The sequence below is a fragment of the Amycolatopsis sp. NPDC004747 genome, assembly GCF_053601335.1.
In genome coordinates, this window is record NZ_JBSGBQ010000028.1 from 1 (window position 1) to 17,119 (window position 17,119).

Consider the following 17,119-nt stretch of genomic DNA (forward strand, 5'->3'; position numbering starts at 1 on the left):
CGCACAACCAGAACGCGCGCCGCAGCCAGACCGTCGAGATCATCATCTCGCAGGCCAAGGCGGCCGGCATCGAGGTCAAGGACGAGACCGACGCCGGCTTCCTCAAGGGTGGCCGCGTCTCGACCGGTGACTACGACGCGGCGCTGTTCGGCACCTCGGTGCGGTTCAAGGGTCCGCTGAGCAGCATGTACAGCTGCCCCGCCCACGGGGGACAGCGGAACCACCAGGGGCTCTGCGCACCCGAGATCGACAACGCCTTCGACCGGGCCGTGCGGGCGACGGACGAGAGCGCGATGGTCCAGGCCTACCAGGACGCCGACAAGGCGATCGCGGACGAATACGCGACCCTGCCGCTGTTCCAGCCGCCGAGCATGTGGGCGTTCAAGGGCATCGACCGCGTCTACCTGCAGTCGTACGACGGTGTTCTGTGGAACGCCGGCGAATGGTCGCGCACCGGGTGACGGCGACCGGTGGTTCACACCCGGAGCGAAGCGGTCTCACAGCGGAAGCACCGGGCCTCCTCGGCACCGGAAGCGAGGTGACGGCGAGCGAACCCGGCGTCGTACATGCCGTCGGGGTACAGCCGGATCGCCTGCTCCCAGTGGTGTTCCGCGAGAGCCCGGTCACCACGGCCCATGGCCACGTGCGCGAGCCCTTCCAGGGCCCGGGCCTCATACCGGTTCGACGCCAGCTGGACCGCCTTCTCCCGCGCGTGGCCGAACACCTGCTGCGCCTGATCGAGCTCGTTCAGCGCGAGGTTCGCTTCGCCGAGCATGTTCAGCGCTTCGCATTCGACCTTCCAGAAGCCGAACTGCCGCGCCAGCGAAAGCGCGGCCCGCCCGGACTCGATGGCCTCGCTCAGTGAGCCGAGCGTCCGCTGAACGCCGGCCAGCCCGGTCATCGCGGCCGCTCGGCCCTGGTCGAACTTCATCGCGGTGCTCGTGTGCAGCATCCGGGTGAACTCGGTGACCGCCTGTTCGTGCCGGCCTTGGTAGTAGAGGACGATCGCCACGTTCCACGACGTCAGGAGCCGGCGGCGGGGATGGTTGTCGTCCGCCACGATGGCGAGGGCCCGGTTCAGGTGCTGCAGGGCGAGGTCGAACTGGCCGAGGTCCCGGTAGATGACACCGAGGTTGTTCGCCACGGAGGCGTGGACGAAGCTCGTGGGAACGTTCGTCAGCAGCCGGTCGGCCGCGACGAAGGCGTCGCGGCTTTCCTTCAGGAGGTCGTCGTCGAGGCAGAGCCTGCCGAGCTCGACGAACTGCGCCGCCTCACCGTGGTGGTCGCCCAACGCGCGGAACGCCTTCAGCCCCTGCTCGATGTAGTCCTTCGCGTCGGCAATCCACTTGCGTTCCCGGCAGATCGCCGCGAGCCCGACGAGGCAGGCGGCTTCGGCGCGGCTGTCGTTCAACAGCCGCGCCGCCCGCAACCCCTCCCTGAACAGGGAATGGGAAGCGCCGCCGTAGTTGTTGCGCAGCCTGAGCAGCGGCTGCAGCACGCACGGGAACTGCCAGGCGTGCCCGTGGAAACCCTGGTCCGCCGCCACTCTCGCGGCCGCGAGGATGTTGCTGTACTCGGTGTTGAGCGCGCCGACGGCCTGCTCGGCGGAGCCGACCGCTCTCTCGTTTTCCGGCGGGTGCTGGATCCGCGGCGTGACGTGGGCGGTGTCGTTGTCGAGGAGTTCGCACCACTTCGCCGCGCAATGGAGGTAGTAGTCGAGCAGGCGTTCCCAGAAGATCCGCTGCTCCCGGGGGTCTTCGGACTCCCCGAAGATCTGCCGGGCGCAGTCCCTGACGAGGTCGTGGAAGTAGAAGCGGTCGCCGGTGCGCTGCTTGACGAGGTTGTCGTCGAACAACGACTCCAGGACGTCTTCGGCGTGGTCGACCGAAAAGCCGGTCACCGCGGCCAGCAGGTACGCGTCGAAATCGGTTCCCGGGTGCGCACCCAGGAGCCGGAAAGCCCGCTGCTGATCCGGCTGGAGGTAGCGGTAGGACACGCGGAGGACGGCCAGCACGCCACGGTCTTCGGTCTCGAGCAGCCGGGCACGCTGGCGCTGGTCCTGGAGCCGCCGGACCAGGTCGGCGACCTGCCACATGGGCCTGCTGCGCAGGCGGGCACCCGCGATGCGGATCGCCAGCGGCAACCGGCCGCACAGCTCGACCACCTCGCCCACGGCCTCCAGGTCGTCGCCCGCGCTCCGGTCGACCACCTGGGTGAACAGTGTCACGGCTTCGGCCTGGGTGAGGACGTCGAGGGACATCGCGACGGCGCCGTCGAGCGCCGTGAGCTTGCGCCTGCTCGTGACGAGCACCAGCACACCCGCGGCACCCGGCAGCAGGACACGCACGTGTTCCGCGTCGACGGCGTTGTCGAGCACCAGCAGGGCCCGCTTGCCGGCCAGGTGCGAGCGCCACAGGGCGCGGCGCCCGTCCAGGCCGGGCGGGACCAGTTCGGGGGGCACGCCGCTGTCCCGGAGCAGGGTGTCGAGCGCCTGCTCGGCCGGCACCGGATCCACTCCCGGGCTGAACCCGTGGAGGTCCACGAAGTACTGCCCGTCCGGGTAGTCGTCGGCGACGCGGTGCGCGAGGTGGACCGCCAGGGTGGTCTTCCCCACGCCGCCCATGCCGTCGATCGCGGAGATCACCAGCGCGGTGGGCGCGGTGTCCTTCGCCGCGGCGAGCAGGCGGGTCAGCTCGGCCGCCCGGCCGGAGAAGTCCCTGATGTCGTGCGGGAGGAAGAACCGGCGGGCCGGCGCGCCGGCGGGCGGTGGCGCGGTGGTGGCCGGGACCGCGGCGGGACCGGCGTCCGCCGCCGCGGTGGGTTCGCCGGTGGACTCGCCGCTCAAGATCGCCGCGTGCAGCCGGCGGAGCCGGGGACTCGGGTCCACCCCCAGCTCTTCGGCCAGGATCCGCCGCCCTTCCTCGTAGACGGTGAGGGCGTCCGCCTGGCGCGAAACGAGGTGGAGGGCGTGGATGAGCTGTCCGCGAAGCGACTCCCGGAGCGGGTTCGCACCGACCAGTTCGTACAGCTCGCCCACCACGGCCGCGGGCTCACCCGCTCGGATGCGCGTCTCGATCAGTTCCTCGACGGCGGTGAGCCGCTGTTCGTCGAGGCTCGCCGCCACACTGGTGATCGTGGTCCCGTGCAGACCGGCCAGCGCGGCGCCCCGCCAGAGCCGGAGGGCGGCGCGGTAGCGGTCGGCGGCCTGGCGGAGATCACCGTTCGCGGCCGCGGCCCGGGCTTCCTCAGTGCGCTGGAAGAACTGGTAGGAATCGATCGAATCGGACGGAATGTTCATGCGGTAGCCGACGTCGGTCCGGAGGATCCCGGCCTCGGTGGCGACTCCGGTCGCGGCGAGCTTCCGGCGGAGGCTGCTGACCGCGTTGTGAATCTGCTGCCGCGCCGATTGCGGCGGGGTCTCCCAAAGTTCGTTTGCTATTCGTTCGTCCGGAATGACCTGGTTGGCGCTGAGGACGAGCAAAGCGAGCAGTTTTTGCTGACGGATGCCGGCAATTTCGATCGTCTGACCGGACGACCGGATTTCCAGCGGTCCCAAGATCCGGAACTCCACGGCTTCCTCCCCGGGCCGACGGTCGCCACGGCGTCGTCGAGCGGTGTTTCGCCGTCCGACGTCGCGGCGCTTCAAGATCTTCGCCCAGGGTAGCGGACAAGTAGCGGCGGGGTAGCGGGCGGTGCTACCGTCCGATGCGCTTTGTTGACAGCGCGTGTTTTGCAGCAGTATCGGAGGGGGAGAGATGATCAGGACGTTCGTGATCGGAACGGCGAGTGCGGTCGCGGTGCTCGTCGCCGTGGTCGCCACCGGAACGCCGGCCGGCGAAGCACCGCAGCAGAACCAGGTCTCGCAGAACGACGTGGTCGGTGCCGGGCCCCAGGGGTGGGACTGGAACTAGGTCGTCCGGTGTGGCCGTCACGACGCGGTCGCGCCCGTGTCGCCGAAGGCGGCGAGACCGAACGCGGTCTCCGCGGATTCCTGCTCACCGCCGTCGTCCTGGTGTTCAGCTTCGCCGTCTCGTGCTTCGTCCAGTTCGGCGGTGGTCCCGTCTTCGGCGATCTGCGCGCGCGGCTCGGTGCCTACCAGGTGGTGTGGCCGCAGGAGTGGGTCTTCTTCACCGGGAACCTGGACAAGGACACGGTCGTCGCTTACCAGGCCGGTGCGGACGGCCACTTGGGCCGCCGGTTCGAACGGCAGGTCTGGGACGGCCAACGCGGCGGGCTCGACCGCGGTATCGACGTCGCCACGAGCGAGGCGTGGGACATCGCGCGCCGGATACCGGACCGGTATTGGCAATCGTGCGGGAACACCCCCGAGGCGCGGTGTGAGCGATTGCCGGATCCGGCCCTGGTGTTCCCGCTGAAGGCGCTTTCCGCGCAGCCGCGGCTCTGCGGAGCGCTGGTGCTCGCGCTGGAACACGTCGTCCCGTCCGGAGCCGGCCGGCTCCCGGACGGGCCGTGGCTGCCCCGCCGGGCGGCGGCCGTGAACGTGCGGTGCGGGGACCGGTGAGCGTGCGGAGCCGTCTCGGCCCGGCCATCGACCGCCACGAACCGCGAAGCGCGCTGTTCGCGGCGGGCCGGAGCCTGCTGGCCTGCGCTCAGCTCGGCGTTCTCCTGTTCAACTCGGACGCGACCCTGTTCGCCGATTCACCGGCGGTCCCGGGCGGTGTGCGGTGCGGTGGCCTGCGGTCGGTCTCGCTGTGGTGCCTGCTGGGCGAGCAGGGCAGCGGCCCGGTGCTCGCCCGCACCGTGGCCATCGCGACCCTCGTGCTGGTCCTGATCGGTGCCGTACCGCGGTGGACGTGCATCCCGCACTGGTACGTCAACTTCAGTCTCGCGGCGGCCATCCCGCTGACCAACGGTGGCGACCGGGCCGCCGAGATCACCGCGCTGCTGCTGATCCCGATCTGCCTGGCCGACGACCGCGGCTGGCAGTGGAGCCCGGTGCGGGAGCCGCTGCCTGCTTCGTGGCGCGGGAGTTCCTTGGCGGCGACGCTGGTGCTGCGGGCTCAGGTCGCGGTGATCTACCTGGTCGCGGCGACGGCCAAGCTGGGCGATCCGGCCTGGGTGCACGGCCGCGCGCTCGGGATCGTGGCGTTCGACCCCGAATTCGGCTTCCCGGTGCCGGTTCGCACGGTCCTCGAACCGCTGCTGGCGTCGGACGCCCTGGTCGCCGTGGCGACGTGGAGCGTGATCGGCGTCCAGTACGCGATCGTGATCGCGATCATGGGCGGACGCAGGTCGCGGGCGCTGGCACTGGTCCTCGGTGCCGGTCTGCACCTGGCGATCGCGGTGCTGCTCGGCATGCCGAGTTTCGGGCTGATCATGATCGCGCTGCTGCTGTGCGCGGCGAATCCGGCCGGGGCCGCGGGCGGGCGCCGGTGGCGGGCACAACGGAAGGAGGAGGCGCGTGCGCGCTGACCTGGTGATCGAGCGGTTCGAGCCGGATCAGGCCACCCAGGCCGGCTTCGCGGCCTACCACGACGTGGTACTGGCCTGCCAGGCCGCGGACCGGCCGGGGGAACCCGTCCTCCCGCTGGAGGAGCTGGTCGGCCGCATGAGGAAACCCATGCCGGGCATGGGCCGTGCGGTGTACCGGGTGGGCTTGCGGGGCAGCGAGGTCGTCGCGGTCGCGGAAGTGTTCTTCCTCGACGAGGAGAACAGTGACATCGCGGTGGTCAACGTCAAGGTCCACCCGGAGCACCGCCGCGGCGGGATCGGCTCCGCGCTGCTGCGCGCGACCCTGCCCGAGCTGGAAGCGCAGGAGCGCCGCGTGCTCGAGAACTGGGACGTGGTGGCGGGCACCCCCGGGCAGCCGTGGGCCGAGGCCGTCGGCCTCCGGCAGGTCCGCCGGGTCGTCCGGCAGGCGCTGAGCACCGCGACGGCCGACCGGAGGCGATGGGACGTGCCGGTGCCGGCCGGGTACCGGCTGGAGCACTGGGAAGGAACCGCTCCGGAAAACCGCATCGCGTCCTACGCACTGGCCCGCGGCGCGATACACGACGCCCCGGTGGGGGATTCGGACTACCGCTGGCCGGAATACACGGTGGAGCGGGTGCGGGCCGCCGAGGCGGAACTGCGGGCGCAGGGCATCCGCCAGCGTGTGGTGGTCGCCGTGCACGAAGCCACGGGTGCGGTCGCGGCTTTCACGGAACTTTGCGTGCACCCGCGCCGGCCGGACTGGGGGTACCAGCGCGACACCGCGGTCGTGGCCGAACACCGGGGGAACGGCCTGGGCCGGTGTGTGAAGGCGGACATGCTCCGCCGGCTGGTGGCCGAGGCGCCGGAGGTCCGGCGGATCAGCACCACCACCGGTGCCGAGAACACGCACATGATCCGGGTCAACGACGAAGTCGGTTACACGACCCTGCCCACCCTGATCGCCGTGCAGGGCGAGCTCGCCGCGGTGGAAGCGCGGCTGGCGGCCGCCCGGTAGGTCTTCGGCGTGAGTAGCCGACGAGTGCCGCGGGAGTAGCGAGGCGTGTCATGGTTCCCCAGCCGGCGGGAACGGGGTTCTCGCCGACGCGGAGAGCGCGAGGCGCACGCACAGTCGGCGCGAAGAGGGGGCCTGGTGGAGGAACTGCTTGCTGAACGAGAACTGCTGTCCGCGGTGCCGGAGCGGGTGTCCATCGCCCGGCTGGTGATCGTGGACTCTCCGCGCGTCCACGGCGAGCAGGTCGAGCACACCAAGGCGCTCGCCGCGGTGGAGACCCCGCTGCCGCCGGTCGTCGTCCACCGGCCGACCATGAAGGTCATCGACGGGGTGCACCGCGTGCGCGCGGCGGTGTTGCGCGGTGACGACGCCGTCGACGTGCTGTTCTTCACCGGCGAAGACGCGGATGCCTTCGTGCTCGCCGTGGAGCTCAACCACGCGCACGGGCTGCCGCTGTCGACCGCCGACCGCAAGATCGCGGCAGCGCGCATCATCGGCTCCCACCCGACGTGGTCGGACCGGCGGATTTCGGCGGTCACCGGCCTGGCCGCCAGCACCATCGTGACGATCCGGGCGCGTTCGACCGACCGGATCGAGCAGTCGAACGTCCGGATCGGCCGGGACGGCCGGACCAGGCCGGTGGACGGATCCCAGGCACGCCGGCGGGCCGCCGAGCTGATCGCGGCCAATCCGGAGGCTTCGCTGCGCCAGATCGCCAAGGCGGCGCACATCTCGCCGTCGACCGCGAAGGACGTGCGGGCCAGGCTCGCCCGGGGCGAGTCGCCCGTGACGCCGCAGCAGCGGAGACGGGATGCCGCGCAGGAGCCGGTACCGCGCGCGGCGGTGCCGCCGGGGAACGTGCCTCGGCTCGCCGGGCCGCGCGCCCGGGGCGCCGGCCCCGGCCGGGAGCGTGTGCGCGACGCTTCGTCCGCCGAATTCGTCGCGCTCCTCACCAGCGATCCGTCGCTGCGGTTCAGCGAGTCCGGGCGGTTGCTGCTCCGGTTGATCGGGTGCGCCTCGATCGACGACGGCCAATGGGCCGAAATGGTGCACCGGGTGCCCGTTCACCAGCGGGAAAAGGTCGTCATGCTGGCGAATGAATGCGCACTGGCGTGGCGGGTTTTCGCCGAGCGCCTCGAATGCCGTGACGACCGGAGTGCCGCTTCGGGCTGAATGGCGTCCGCGAGGTGAGTGATTTCCCGGCACCGCCGTGCGCACGTTGACACTTCCGGATGGTTATCACTACGGTGAAGAAACACGGCGGCCAAGGGGGGCCCGCCGCGGTTCGGAAAATCTCGGTGATATTTCGGTATTTCGCTGCCGATGGCGCAACCCCTGGGGGTGCTGCGCACGCAGTTGCAGCGATGTCAATTTGCGAATCCGGATTTCACCAGCTCGAAAGAGCGTGACCGGATTCTGCGGTGCCACCGCCGTCCGGCGGTTGATTTCGCTTCTCGAGGAAAGGGGGTGTGCTGTGGAGAAGGTTCTGGGCATCAGCGAGCAGGAGCTCATGGAGAAGCTGAACGTGACGATCGTGGCCGAGTACGACACCAACTCGGACCCGGCGTGACCCGGGTGAGCTGACTGATCGCCGGGGGCGGGAGGCGCGCCTCTCTCCCCCGGCGAGACCGCCGGCTGGTTCACGGCAAGTGCTGCGGCGAGAAGAGCTGAAGTGGATGAGGATCCGATGAGTGAAGCCGGTGGAAGTGTCGATGTGCTCGTGGTCGGCGGCGGGCCGGCGGGCAGCTGCGCCGCGGGCCTGCTCGCCCGGTCGGGGGTCTCGGTCGCGCTGGTGGAAGGCAAGAAGTTCCCCCGTGAGCACATCGGGGAATCGCTCCTCGCCATGTCGATGCCCTACCTCCGCGACCTGGGCGTGGCGGACGTCGTCGAAGAAGACGGCTTCGTTCGCAAGCCGGGCGCGGTCTTCCGCTGGGGTGGGCGGAAGGAAGAGCTGCGCCTGGGCATGCCGCACCCGGGGTACGCCTTCCAGGTTTCCCGGGACAAGTTCGACGACCTGCTCCTGAACCAGGCGGAAAAGGCCGGTGTCCGGGTACTGCGGGAAACCTGGGCGAAGCGGCTGCACTTCGACGCGGACGGCCGGGTCGACGGCGTGGTCACCCAGGAGGGCAAGGCGGTCCGGCACCTCGCCGCGAGGTACGTCGTCGACGCCAGCGGGCTGTTCCAGTTCGTCCCCAAGGCGCTCGGCCTCCCGGTCGCCGACGACGGCCACACGCGGGCCGCGGTCGGTGCGTACTATTCGGGCGCGGGCCGGGCGGCCGGGCCGAGCCGGGACGACATCATCACCGAGGCCGCCGAGAACAGCTGGCTCTGGTTCATCCCGTTGAGCGACGACCTGACCAGCGTCGGCATGGTGACCGACGCGGACCTGATCGAGCACCGGAACCCCCAGGCGTCCCTCGACGGCGCGATCGGCGAGACCGAGCTGGTCCGGCGGTTGCTGTCGGACGCGGGGGTCGCCCGGCGCGGCCGGTTGCTGCGCTACACCAACCACGTCGTCGACGCCCCCCTGTGGGACCGGGGTTACGTGCTCGTCGGCGACAGCGCGATGTTCGTGGACCCGTTGTTCTCCACCGGGGTGCACGGAGCGCTGATGTCGGCCAGCCACGCGGCCGGCGCCCTCGTGGCCGTGCTGGGGGGCGAGGTCGCCGACGACGTGGCCGCACGGTGGTACGACGACGAAATGCGGCGGCACTACCACCGGGTGGACGAGACCGTGCAGGTGCTGTACGGGGTCCACCCCGGCCGGGGGGAGTTCTGGCGGCGCCGGGACCTCTCCGGGGTGGGGCGCGACGAAGCGGCGGCGATCTGCCGGCACCTCGGCGCGGTGGGAGCCAAGTTCTTCCTCAAGGCCCAGGCCAACGAAGAGCTGTGGCTACCGCAGGCCCTCGCGGACCAGATGGCCGACTTCCGGGTCGACATCGCGGTGGGGCAGACCCCGGAGTCGGCGGTCCCGCGCCTGGCCGACGAGGTGGCCTGCCGGGACAGCCTGGTGTTCCACAAGGGACTCGTGTCGCCCGGCCTGGTCCTGGAACACCGGCGCAACCGCACGGTGCGGCCGGCTTACGAGCACGGCAGCTTCATGGCCGAGCTGATCGGCGCCGTCGACGGGCGGGCGACGGTGGGGGAGATCGTCGAAAGACTGGGCGCCGGTTCGTCGGAGCGCGCGCTCTGCGTCTCCGCGATCGGCACCTTGCACAACGCCGGTCTCTTGACCGTCGCGTAGGCGCAACCCGCGCCGGAAAACCCGGTCTGCCAAGCGACCGGACGCATCCCGGGGGAATCTCATGGACTTCGTTTCGGATCTGCTGTTCGGCGTGGGGCACGTCGCAGCCGTGCTCGGGGTGATCGCGGTGATCATCGGGTTCGGGCGGTTCGCCGCGGACCGGCTCGGGCAGCCCAAGGTCGTCGGCGAGATCACCGTGGGGCTGCTCGCCGGGCCGGTCGCGCTGTGGCTGCTCGGGCCCGCCCGCTTCGCCGCGGTGCTGCCGGGCGGGTTGCTCGCCGGTCTCCAGCTCCTCACCCACGCCGCGCTCGCGTTGTTCCTCGTGGGGACGATCCACAAGCTCCGGCTCCGCCCGGCCGGTGGCTCGGCGGGGGCGATCGGCTGGACCGTCGCCGGTTCGGTGGTCCCGGCCGCGACCGGTGTCCTCCTGGCCGGCTACGTGCTGTTCGCCGGCCCGCCGTCGGTGCGCGGTTCGGCGTCCGCCGCGTCGCTGGTGGTGATGCTGGCCTTGTCGCTGTCCGTCACGGCGGTGCCGGTGCTGGCCCGGATCCTCGCCGACCGCCGGATGACGGAGACGCCGTCGGGCCGGGTGGCCTTCGGCGCGGCGGTCGTGGTCGATTCGACCTGCTGGCTGCTCCTCCCCGTCGCGGCGGGGCTGGCCGGCGGGCAGCCGGCGGAGGTCGTCCGCTCCCTGGTGGTGCTGGCCGGCGCGGCGTTGACGGCGCTGGTGGTCCGGGGCCTCCTGCGGAAGCCGGCGGTGGACCGGTGGTGCGCGACCCGGCCGGGCCGGACGCGTGCCCTGGTCGGGGTACTGGCCGTCGGCATGGCCCTCGCGGTCGAACAGCTCGGCCTGACCGTGATCTTCGGCGCGGTCCTGGCGGGAATGGCCGTTCCCGCGGGGGCGGGGGGCCACTGGGAGGACGCCGTCGAGAAGGTCAGCACGCTGGGCCGGGCGCTGGTGCCGATCTTCTTCGTGGTCACCGGGATCACCGTGTTCACCAAGGACTTCGGCGCCGTGCCGGTGCTGCTGATCGGCATCGCCGTCGTGCTCGGCGCCGCCGGCAAGCTGCTCGGCAGCTACCTCGGTGCGCGGCTGGGCGGACAGTCCAGGTGGGACAGCCTGCGCATCGGGGCGCTGATGAACACCCGGGGCCTGACCGAGCTGATCGTGCTCCAGTTCGGTTACGGCTTGGGGATTCTGACCGCGCCGTTGTTCCTGGCCCTGGTCGTGATGGCGCTGGTGACGACCGCGCTCACCGGGCCGCTGCTGGGCTTGATCGACCGGGCGGAACTGCGCCGCCGCCCGGAAGCGGAAGTGATGACGGCGGCGACCGCGCCGGGCAAGTCCTGAGTCAAGTAGGAGAAAATGTGATGGCAGAACAAGAGCGGGGTTTCTCGTTGACCCCGGAACAGGTGGAGCAGTTCCACCGGGACGGCTTCATCGGCCCGTTCGACCTCTACGAGCCCGAGGAAATGGAGCAGAACCTCAGGGCGCTGCGGCCCAGGCTGCTCAACACCAAGCGGGCGGTCTACGGCGGGGGGAAGGGGGTTTCCGGCGTCACCAACCTCGCCAACTACGACCGGCACCTCGACGTCGAGTTCCTGGCCCGGCACATCGCCCGGCCGGAGATCGTGGACCGGGTGGCTTCGATCCTCGGGCCGGACGTGCTGTGCTGGCGAAGCGAGTTCTTCCCCAAGTACCCCGGTGACGAGGGGACCGACTGGCACCAGGCGGACAACTTCGCCAACGTGGCGGGGTCGAAGCAGCCGCAGATCGAATGGCCCAACGACGCCGAGTTCGGCGGGACGATCACGGTGTGGACGGCGTTCACCCCGGCACCGGTGGAGATGGGCTGCCTCCAGTTCATCCCGGGAACGCACGACGTGATGAACTACGACGAGTCCAAGACCATGGTCTACGACCAGTCGTCGATCAACGCCACGGAAAAGGCCGGTGTGCGCCGGGGCTTCTTCGGGTACGACTACCGGGCGCTGCAGAAGGACCCCGACTGGGCGCCGGACGAGTCCGCGGCGGTGTCGCAGGTCATGCGGCAGGGGCAGTTCATCATCTTCTGGTCGACCCTCATGCACGCCTCGCACCCCCACAGCGGGCTGACGGACCGGATGCGGCTGGGCTACGCGGCGCGCTACCTGCCGACTTCGGTCCGGGTCTACCCGTACTCGGACGAGCTGGAGGAGTTCGGTGGCAGCGCGAGCCTCGAACGGTTCGGCAACGTCCTCGTGTCCGGCACCGACACCTTCCACCACAACCGCTACACGGAGGAGACGGTGGACGGGTTCCGCTTCCCCGTCCGGGCGCCGGGGGTCGTTTCGTGACCGGGACCGGCGGCAACCAGTCCACTGTGGAGAGCTGGGTCATCGACGCCTGCGTCGCGCTGGGGCTGCCGGCGCGGAGCCCGTCGGACGACTTCTTCGCCATCGGCGGCACCTCGCTGAGCGTCATCCGCCTCGTCGCGCGCGCGGAGGAGAGTTACGGCGAGGACTGCCTCCCGCCCGACGAGCTGTACGAGGAAAGCACGATCCGGGGCATCGCGGGCCTGATCGCGCGCCACGCCGGGGCGGTCGCGGAGCTGGCGAGCGGGCAGGCGACGCGGCGCGCCGAGGTGCGGTGAGTTCGTGCCCGACAACGACAAGTGGATCGTCCGGGTGCGCAGCGCGCCGGGTGCTCCCCGGCTGACCCTGGTCTGCGTCGCCTACGCCGGCGGGAGCCCGCACCTGTTCCGCTCCTGGGCGGGTGAGTTGCCCGCCGACGTGGACGTGCTCGCGCTTCGCCTGCCCGGGCACGACAGCCGGCTCAGGGAGCGGCCGTACACCGAGTGGAAAGCACTCGTCGACGACGCGTCGGCGGTCCTGGCGCACCACTTGTCGGTGCCGTACGCCTTCTACGGGCACAGCTTCGGTGCGAGAGTCGGTTACGAACTGGCCCGCCGGACCGAGCCGGCCCGGGTCTTCGTCTCGGGGTGCCGGAGTCCCGACTGGCCCCAGTGCCGGCCGTTCCTGCACGACCTGACCGACGCGGAGCTGCTCGGCGCGCTGAGGGCGATGGGCGGCACCGCACCGGAGGTGCTCGGCAACCCGTCGGTGATGGACGTGGTGCTCCCGACCGTTCGCGCGGAGATCCGCCTGGCGGAGCTGTGGGGCGGCGCGCCCGGGCGCGCCCTGTCCGCGCCGATCACCGCGATCTACGGACGGGACGACGCGAACGACACGCACGAGGCGATGCGGGGCTGGCTCTCGTTCGGCGGTGCGGGGACGGAAGTGGTCGAGGCACCCGGTGGCCACTTCTTCCCCGACACCCACCGCGCGGACCTGCTGGCGATCATCGACGCCCGGATCGGGAGGGACCATGGACACGATTGAGGCCGGTGCGAGCGCGGCGAAGGCTCACCAGGCGGTCAACTCGACCGATGTCCCCTACCCGGCCGGGGACAGCATCCCCGCCGTCTTCCGGCGTCGCGTCGCCGAGCGAGCGGACGAGATCGCGGTCGTCTGCGGGACGCGGCGGCTGAGCTACCGGTCCCTGGACCGCCGTTCCGACGTCCTCGCGGCCCGGCTCGTCTACGCCGGCGTGCGAGCCGGGCACGTCGTCGCGGTGTGCGTCCGGCGCAGCCCCGAGCTGATCGCGGCGCTGCTGGCCGTGCTGAAGTGCGGCGCGGCCTACCTGCCGTTCGACGAGTCGTGGCCCGAGGAGCGGGTGCGCGACCTGGCCGCGCAGACCGGCTGCACCATCGTCCTGACGGATCGTGTCGAGCACCTGGCCCGCCGGTTTCCCGCTCTGCGGGCGGTGCCGGTCCAGGCGGGGACGGCCGAGCCGGACGAGCCCCGCCCGGCCGGACCGAGCCGGATCCCGGCGGACGCGGTGGCCTACGTCAACTTCACCTCCGGCTCCCAAGGCCGGCCCAAAGGGGTGCTGATCCAGCACCGCGCCGTGCTCCGGCTGGTCTGCGGCGCCGTCTACACCGGACTGGACGAGACCACCCGCGTGCTGCACCTCGCGCCCGTCGCGTTCGACGCGGCGACGTTCGAAATCTGGGGCCCGCTGCTCAACGGCGGTACGTGCGTCCTCTACCCGCCGGGTTTCCTGCGGCTGTCGGAACTCGAACGCATCCTCGTCGAGGAAAGGGTGACCACCGTCTTCCTCACCACGGCGCTGTTCAATTCGATCGTGGACGAGGCGCCTGCCGTCCTCGACCCGGTGCGGCGGATCCTCACCGGCGGGGAAGCCTGCTCCCCGAAGCACATCGGCCGCGCCGTGGCGCGCTACGGCCCCGGCCGGGTCGTCCACGTCTACGGGCCGACCGAGAGCACGACCTACGCCACGTACCACCCGCTGGGTGCCGTGCCGTCCGAAGAGGACCCGGTCCCGATCGGCGTGCCGATCCAGAACACGAGGGTCTACGTGGTGGACGGCAACCGGTTGTGCGCGCCCGGCGAGATCGGTGAGCTCCTGATCGCCGGCCCCGGCCTGTCCGTCGGTTACGTCGGCATGCCGGAGGCCACGGCCGAGCGGTTCGCCGAGTACGACGTCGACGGGCTGCGCGAGCGCCTTTACCGGACCGGCGACCTGGCCTACCTCGATGTTCGCGGGCACCTGGTCTTCGCGGGCCGCCTCGACGACCAGGTCAAGATCAACGGCTTCCGGGTCGAGCCGGGCGAAGTGGCCCACCACCTCGACCGGCACCCGGACGTCCGGCAGAACGTCGTCTGCGCGCACGACGTGCACCCCGGCCGGCGGGTGCTGGTCGCGTTCGTGGTGCCGGCCGGTCCGCACTGCACCGCCGAGTCGGTTCGCGGCTACCTGGCCGCGCGGCTGCCCGCATACCTGGTGCCGTCGGAGATCCACCTGTGTCCGGCGCTCCCGCTGTCCGCGACGGGCAAGGTGGACCGCCGCGCCCTGATCTCCGGGCGAACCGCCACCGCGGCGCCGGGCGGCCACGAGCTGCTGGAAACCACATGAAGAACGACAGCCTGCCGTCGTTGCTGGCCGCCTCCCACCCGGTCCGGAGCCGCGTGCGCGCGGCACTCGAGCAGACCGTGCTGCCCCACGCGGAGGAGTGGGAGAGCGCGCGCGGCATACCGCGACGGGGATGGCGGGCATTGGCCGCCGCCGGTCTGTTCGACCGGCCCACGGCCGGCGCGGGATTCCCGGAGAGCGCCATCCTCCTCGAGGAGCTGGGGCGCACCGGGTACGCGGGTGTCCGCGCCGCCGTCGCCGTGCACGCGTACATGGCCGCCTTCTACCTCGACCGGTTCGGATCACCGCACCAGCAGGCGGCCCACCTGCCGGACGTCCGCGCGGGAAGGCGCGTCGCGGCCCTCGCGCTGAGCGAATCCGAGGCCGGTACCGACCTGCACGCGATCACCACCCGCGCCGAACCCGACGGAGCGGGCGGGTACCGGGTGTCGGGCCGGAAGGCGCACGTCACCAACGGTTCACGAGCGGGCTTCTTCCTCTGCCTGGCCAGGGTCCGCACCGTCGCGTCCCGGCCGAGGTCGCTCGCCGGGTGCGGCCTGCTCCTCGTCGACGCCGACGCGCCCGGGGTGAGCGCCACCGCCGAGCCGATGGTGGGGTGGCACGCCGCCGACGTCTGCGAGCTCACCCTGGACAACGTGCCCGTCCCGGCCGGGCGCCTGCTCGGGAAAGCTGGCCACACGCTGTCGTACCTGATGGCGGCGCTGGACTTCGAGCGCCTCGTCGCGGGCCTGCTGGCGGTCGGTGGCGCGGCGCACAGCCTGGCGCTGGCCGGCTCGTTCGTCCGCGGGCACCACGTCAAGGGCGCGCCGCTGGCGGCGAACCAGGCGGTCCGGCACACCCTGGCCGACCTCGCGGCCGAGCTGGACCTGGTCCGCACGTACGGCTACTTCGCGGCGATGCTGCACAGCGAGGGGCGGCTGGACACCGGCACCGCGTCGACGCTCAAGCTGCGCGCCACCGAACTCGCCGTGGCGGCGGCCCGGGCGTGCACGCAGTACCACGGTGCCCGCGGGTACCGGGAAGGTTCCGCGGTCGCGCGGGTGCACCGCGACGCGGCGGCCGGGACGATCACGGCCGGGGCGAGCGAACTCATGCGGGACCTCGTCTTCGAGACGACCGGATTCACCTGAACACACGGCGTGCCGCCGGAGTTGCCAGACCACAAGAGAAGCGAAGGGGACAGCCGTGCACATCGTCCTGCTGGGGGCACGAGCCGAAGTGCTGACCGAACTGCTCGACCTCGGTCACACGTTGACGTTGCTCCACTCGAAGGGGGACCGCCGGACCGCCGAGGAGTACGCGGACCGCGTGGCGGACATCGGGTACGTACCCGACTTCGACATCCCCGAACTGGCCTGGTCGGTGCTGCTGCACCTCGGCCGGACCGGCGAGGTCGACCTCGTGCTCCCGTGCCACGAGCTCGCCGTGGTCACCGCGGGCTTCCTCAACGACCTGCTCGGGTGCACGGCCACGGCGCGGATCGACCTGCCGACCGCGATGGCCGGGCGGGACAAGGCCCACCAGAAGTCCCTGTGGGCGAAGCACGGCGTACCCACGGCTCGGTACGCGACGGTGACCAGCACCCCCCGCTCCCCGGCTGAGCTGCACGAGGTCGTGGCCGGCCTGTCGGCCCCGTTCGTGGTCAAGCCGCCGTCGCGGGGCGGCAGCCGGGACGTGCACGTGTGCCGGCATCCCGAAGAGCTGTACGAGGTGCTCACCAGCACCCCCGCGCTGCGCCACGCGGTGGTCGAGGAGCTGCAGGACGGCCGCGAGTGGCACCTGGACGGCAGCGTGGTCGACGGGCAGGTCGTGCACCTGATGGTGTCGCGGTACCTGGCGCCGCTTCGCGAGACCAAGAACGGGTCGCCGCTGCGGTCGGTCGCGTACCCGGTCGCCGCGCACCCCGGGCTCTACGCCACGGCCACGGCGTTCGCCCAACGCGCCGTGACCGCTCTCGGCGGCCGCTGGGGTGTCTTCCACCTGGAGGTGTTCGGCGAACCGGACGAGTTCGTCGCGGGCGAACTGGCCTGGCGGCCGGCCGGCGTCTTCGCGCCGCAGACGGCCGAGCGGACCATCGGCATCAACCCCTGGGCCGCGCACGCCCGGCTCCTCGCGGGCGACGAGCCACCGAAGGCGGCCGCGACCGGGGACGCCGTCTACGGCTTCGTATGCCTGCCCGTCAAGCCCGGTGCCGTGAACGGCGTGACGCGTGCCGACATCGAGGCCCTGCCCGGGGTCTGCGAGGTGCAGGTGAACGTCCCGGTCGGCCAGGTGATGGGCGAAATGCTCTACAGCACCTACTGCGTGGCGCTGGCGCTCATCGAAGCCGGCGACATCGCGACCTGCGAGCGGCGCATCGACGAGGCCGTCCAGCTCACCCACGAGCTGCACGACCGGAAGAGCGCTTGACCGGAAGCCGGCTCACGAGACCGAA

Annotated in this window: 14 protein-coding genes and 1 pseudogene; 14 read left to right on the forward strand and 1 reads right to left on the reverse strand. The window is 71.4% G+C overall.

Annotated elements, in window-relative coordinates:
* Positions 1 to 461, forward strand: a pseudogene (locus tag ACWEGE_RS34825) (ABC transporter family substrate-binding protein); the annotation flags it as partial.
* Between the two features lie 14 nt (positions 462 to 475).
* Here the strand turns inward: ACWEGE_RS34825 and ACWEGE_RS34830 are convergent.
* Positions 476 to 3,820: an AfsR/SARP family transcriptional regulator gene (locus ACWEGE_RS34830; protein WP_449664725.1), complete on the reverse strand. Its 3,345-nt coding sequence runs from the start codon at positions 3,818 to 3,820 to the stop codon at positions 476 to 478.
* On the opposite strand from ACWEGE_RS34830, the gene ACWEGE_RS34835 reads away from it, so the two are divergent.
* The 13 genes from ACWEGE_RS34835 (at position 3,756) to ACWEGE_RS34895 (ending at position 17,094) form a co-directional block, all read left to right on the forward strand.
* On the forward strand, positions 3,756 to 3,911 hold the full coding sequence (locus ACWEGE_RS34835; RefSeq protein ID WP_449664821.1) for a hypothetical protein: 156 nt from the start codon (positions 3,756 to 3,758) through the stop codon (positions 3,909 to 3,911). The genes ACWEGE_RS34830 and ACWEGE_RS34835 overlap by 65 nt on opposite strands.
* 8 nt (positions 3,912 to 3,919) lie before the next feature.
* Entirely contained in the window at positions 3,920 to 4,522 is a 603-nt protein-coding gene (locus tag ACWEGE_RS34840) for a hypothetical protein (protein WP_449664726.1), read from the forward strand.
* Positions 4,519 to 5,433 (forward strand): sporulation-delaying protein SdpB family protein, encoded by a 915-nt coding sequence (locus tag ACWEGE_RS34845; RefSeq protein WP_449664727.1) that lies wholly within the window; start codon positions 4,519 to 4,521, stop codon positions 5,431 to 5,433. The genes ACWEGE_RS34840 and ACWEGE_RS34845 overlap by 4 nt, the downstream gene beginning before the upstream one ends.
* Complete coding sequence (locus tag ACWEGE_RS34850; RefSeq protein WP_449664728.1) at positions 5,423 to 6,448, forward strand: GNAT family N-acetyltransferase; 1,026 nt, start codon at positions 5,423 to 5,425, stop codon at positions 6,446 to 6,448. The genes ACWEGE_RS34845 and ACWEGE_RS34850 overlap by 11 nt, the downstream gene beginning before the upstream one ends.
* A 135-nt stretch (positions 6,449 to 6,583) precedes the next feature.
* Positions 6,584 to 7,618 carry a streptomycin biosynthesis protein gene (locus ACWEGE_RS34855; RefSeq protein WP_449664729.1) on the forward strand — a complete coding sequence of 345 codons (1,035 nt, stop codon included), beginning with the start codon at positions 6,584 to 6,586 and terminating at the stop codon, positions 7,616 to 7,618.
* 514 nt (positions 7,619 to 8,132) lie between these two features.
* The gene (locus tag ACWEGE_RS34860; protein ID WP_449664730.1) at positions 8,133 to 9,689 is read left to right on the forward strand and encodes an NAD(P)/FAD-dependent oxidoreductase; all 1,557 of its coding nucleotides are present in this window, start codon (positions 8,133 to 8,135) and stop codon (positions 9,687 to 9,689) included.
* A gap of 61 nt (positions 9,690 to 9,750) precedes the next feature.
* The gene (locus ACWEGE_RS34865) at positions 9,751 to 11,040 is read left to right on the forward strand and encodes a cation:proton antiporter (protein ID WP_449664731.1); all 1,290 of its coding nucleotides are present in this window, start codon (positions 9,751 to 9,753) and stop codon (positions 11,038 to 11,040) included.
* A gap of 20 nt (positions 11,041 to 11,060) precedes the next feature.
* On the forward strand, positions 11,061 to 12,026 hold the full coding sequence (locus ACWEGE_RS34870; protein ID WP_449664732.1) for a chlorinating enzyme: 966 nt from the start codon (positions 11,061 to 11,063) through the stop codon (positions 12,024 to 12,026).
* Positions 12,023 to 12,322, forward strand: a complete 300-nt coding sequence (locus tag ACWEGE_RS34875) for an acyl carrier protein (RefSeq protein WP_449664733.1) — start codon at positions 12,023 to 12,025, stop codon at positions 12,320 to 12,322. The genes ACWEGE_RS34870 and ACWEGE_RS34875 overlap by 4 nt, the downstream gene beginning before the upstream one ends.
* 4 nt (positions 12,323 to 12,326) lie before the next feature.
* On the forward strand, positions 12,327 to 13,070 hold the full coding sequence (locus tag ACWEGE_RS34880) for a thioesterase II family protein (protein WP_449664734.1): 744 nt from the start codon (positions 12,327 to 12,329) through the stop codon (positions 13,068 to 13,070).
* The gene (locus ACWEGE_RS34885) at positions 13,057 to 14,667 is read left to right on the forward strand and encodes an amino acid adenylation domain-containing protein (protein WP_449664735.1); all 1,611 of its coding nucleotides are present in this window, start codon (positions 13,057 to 13,059) and stop codon (positions 14,665 to 14,667) included. Before ACWEGE_RS34880 ends, ACWEGE_RS34885 begins: the two co-directional genes overlap by 14 nt.
* Entirely contained in the window at positions 14,664 to 15,815 is a 1,152-nt protein-coding gene (locus ACWEGE_RS34890; RefSeq protein WP_449664736.1) for an acyl-CoA dehydrogenase family protein, read from the forward strand. Before ACWEGE_RS34885 ends, ACWEGE_RS34890 begins: the two co-directional genes overlap by 4 nt.
* 55 nt (positions 15,816 to 15,870) lie before the next feature.
* Complete coding sequence (locus tag ACWEGE_RS34895) at positions 15,871 to 17,094, forward strand: ATP-grasp domain-containing protein (protein WP_449664737.1); 1,224 nt, start codon at positions 15,871 to 15,873, stop codon at positions 17,092 to 17,094.
* Positions 17,095 to 17,119 lie beyond the last annotated feature (25 nt).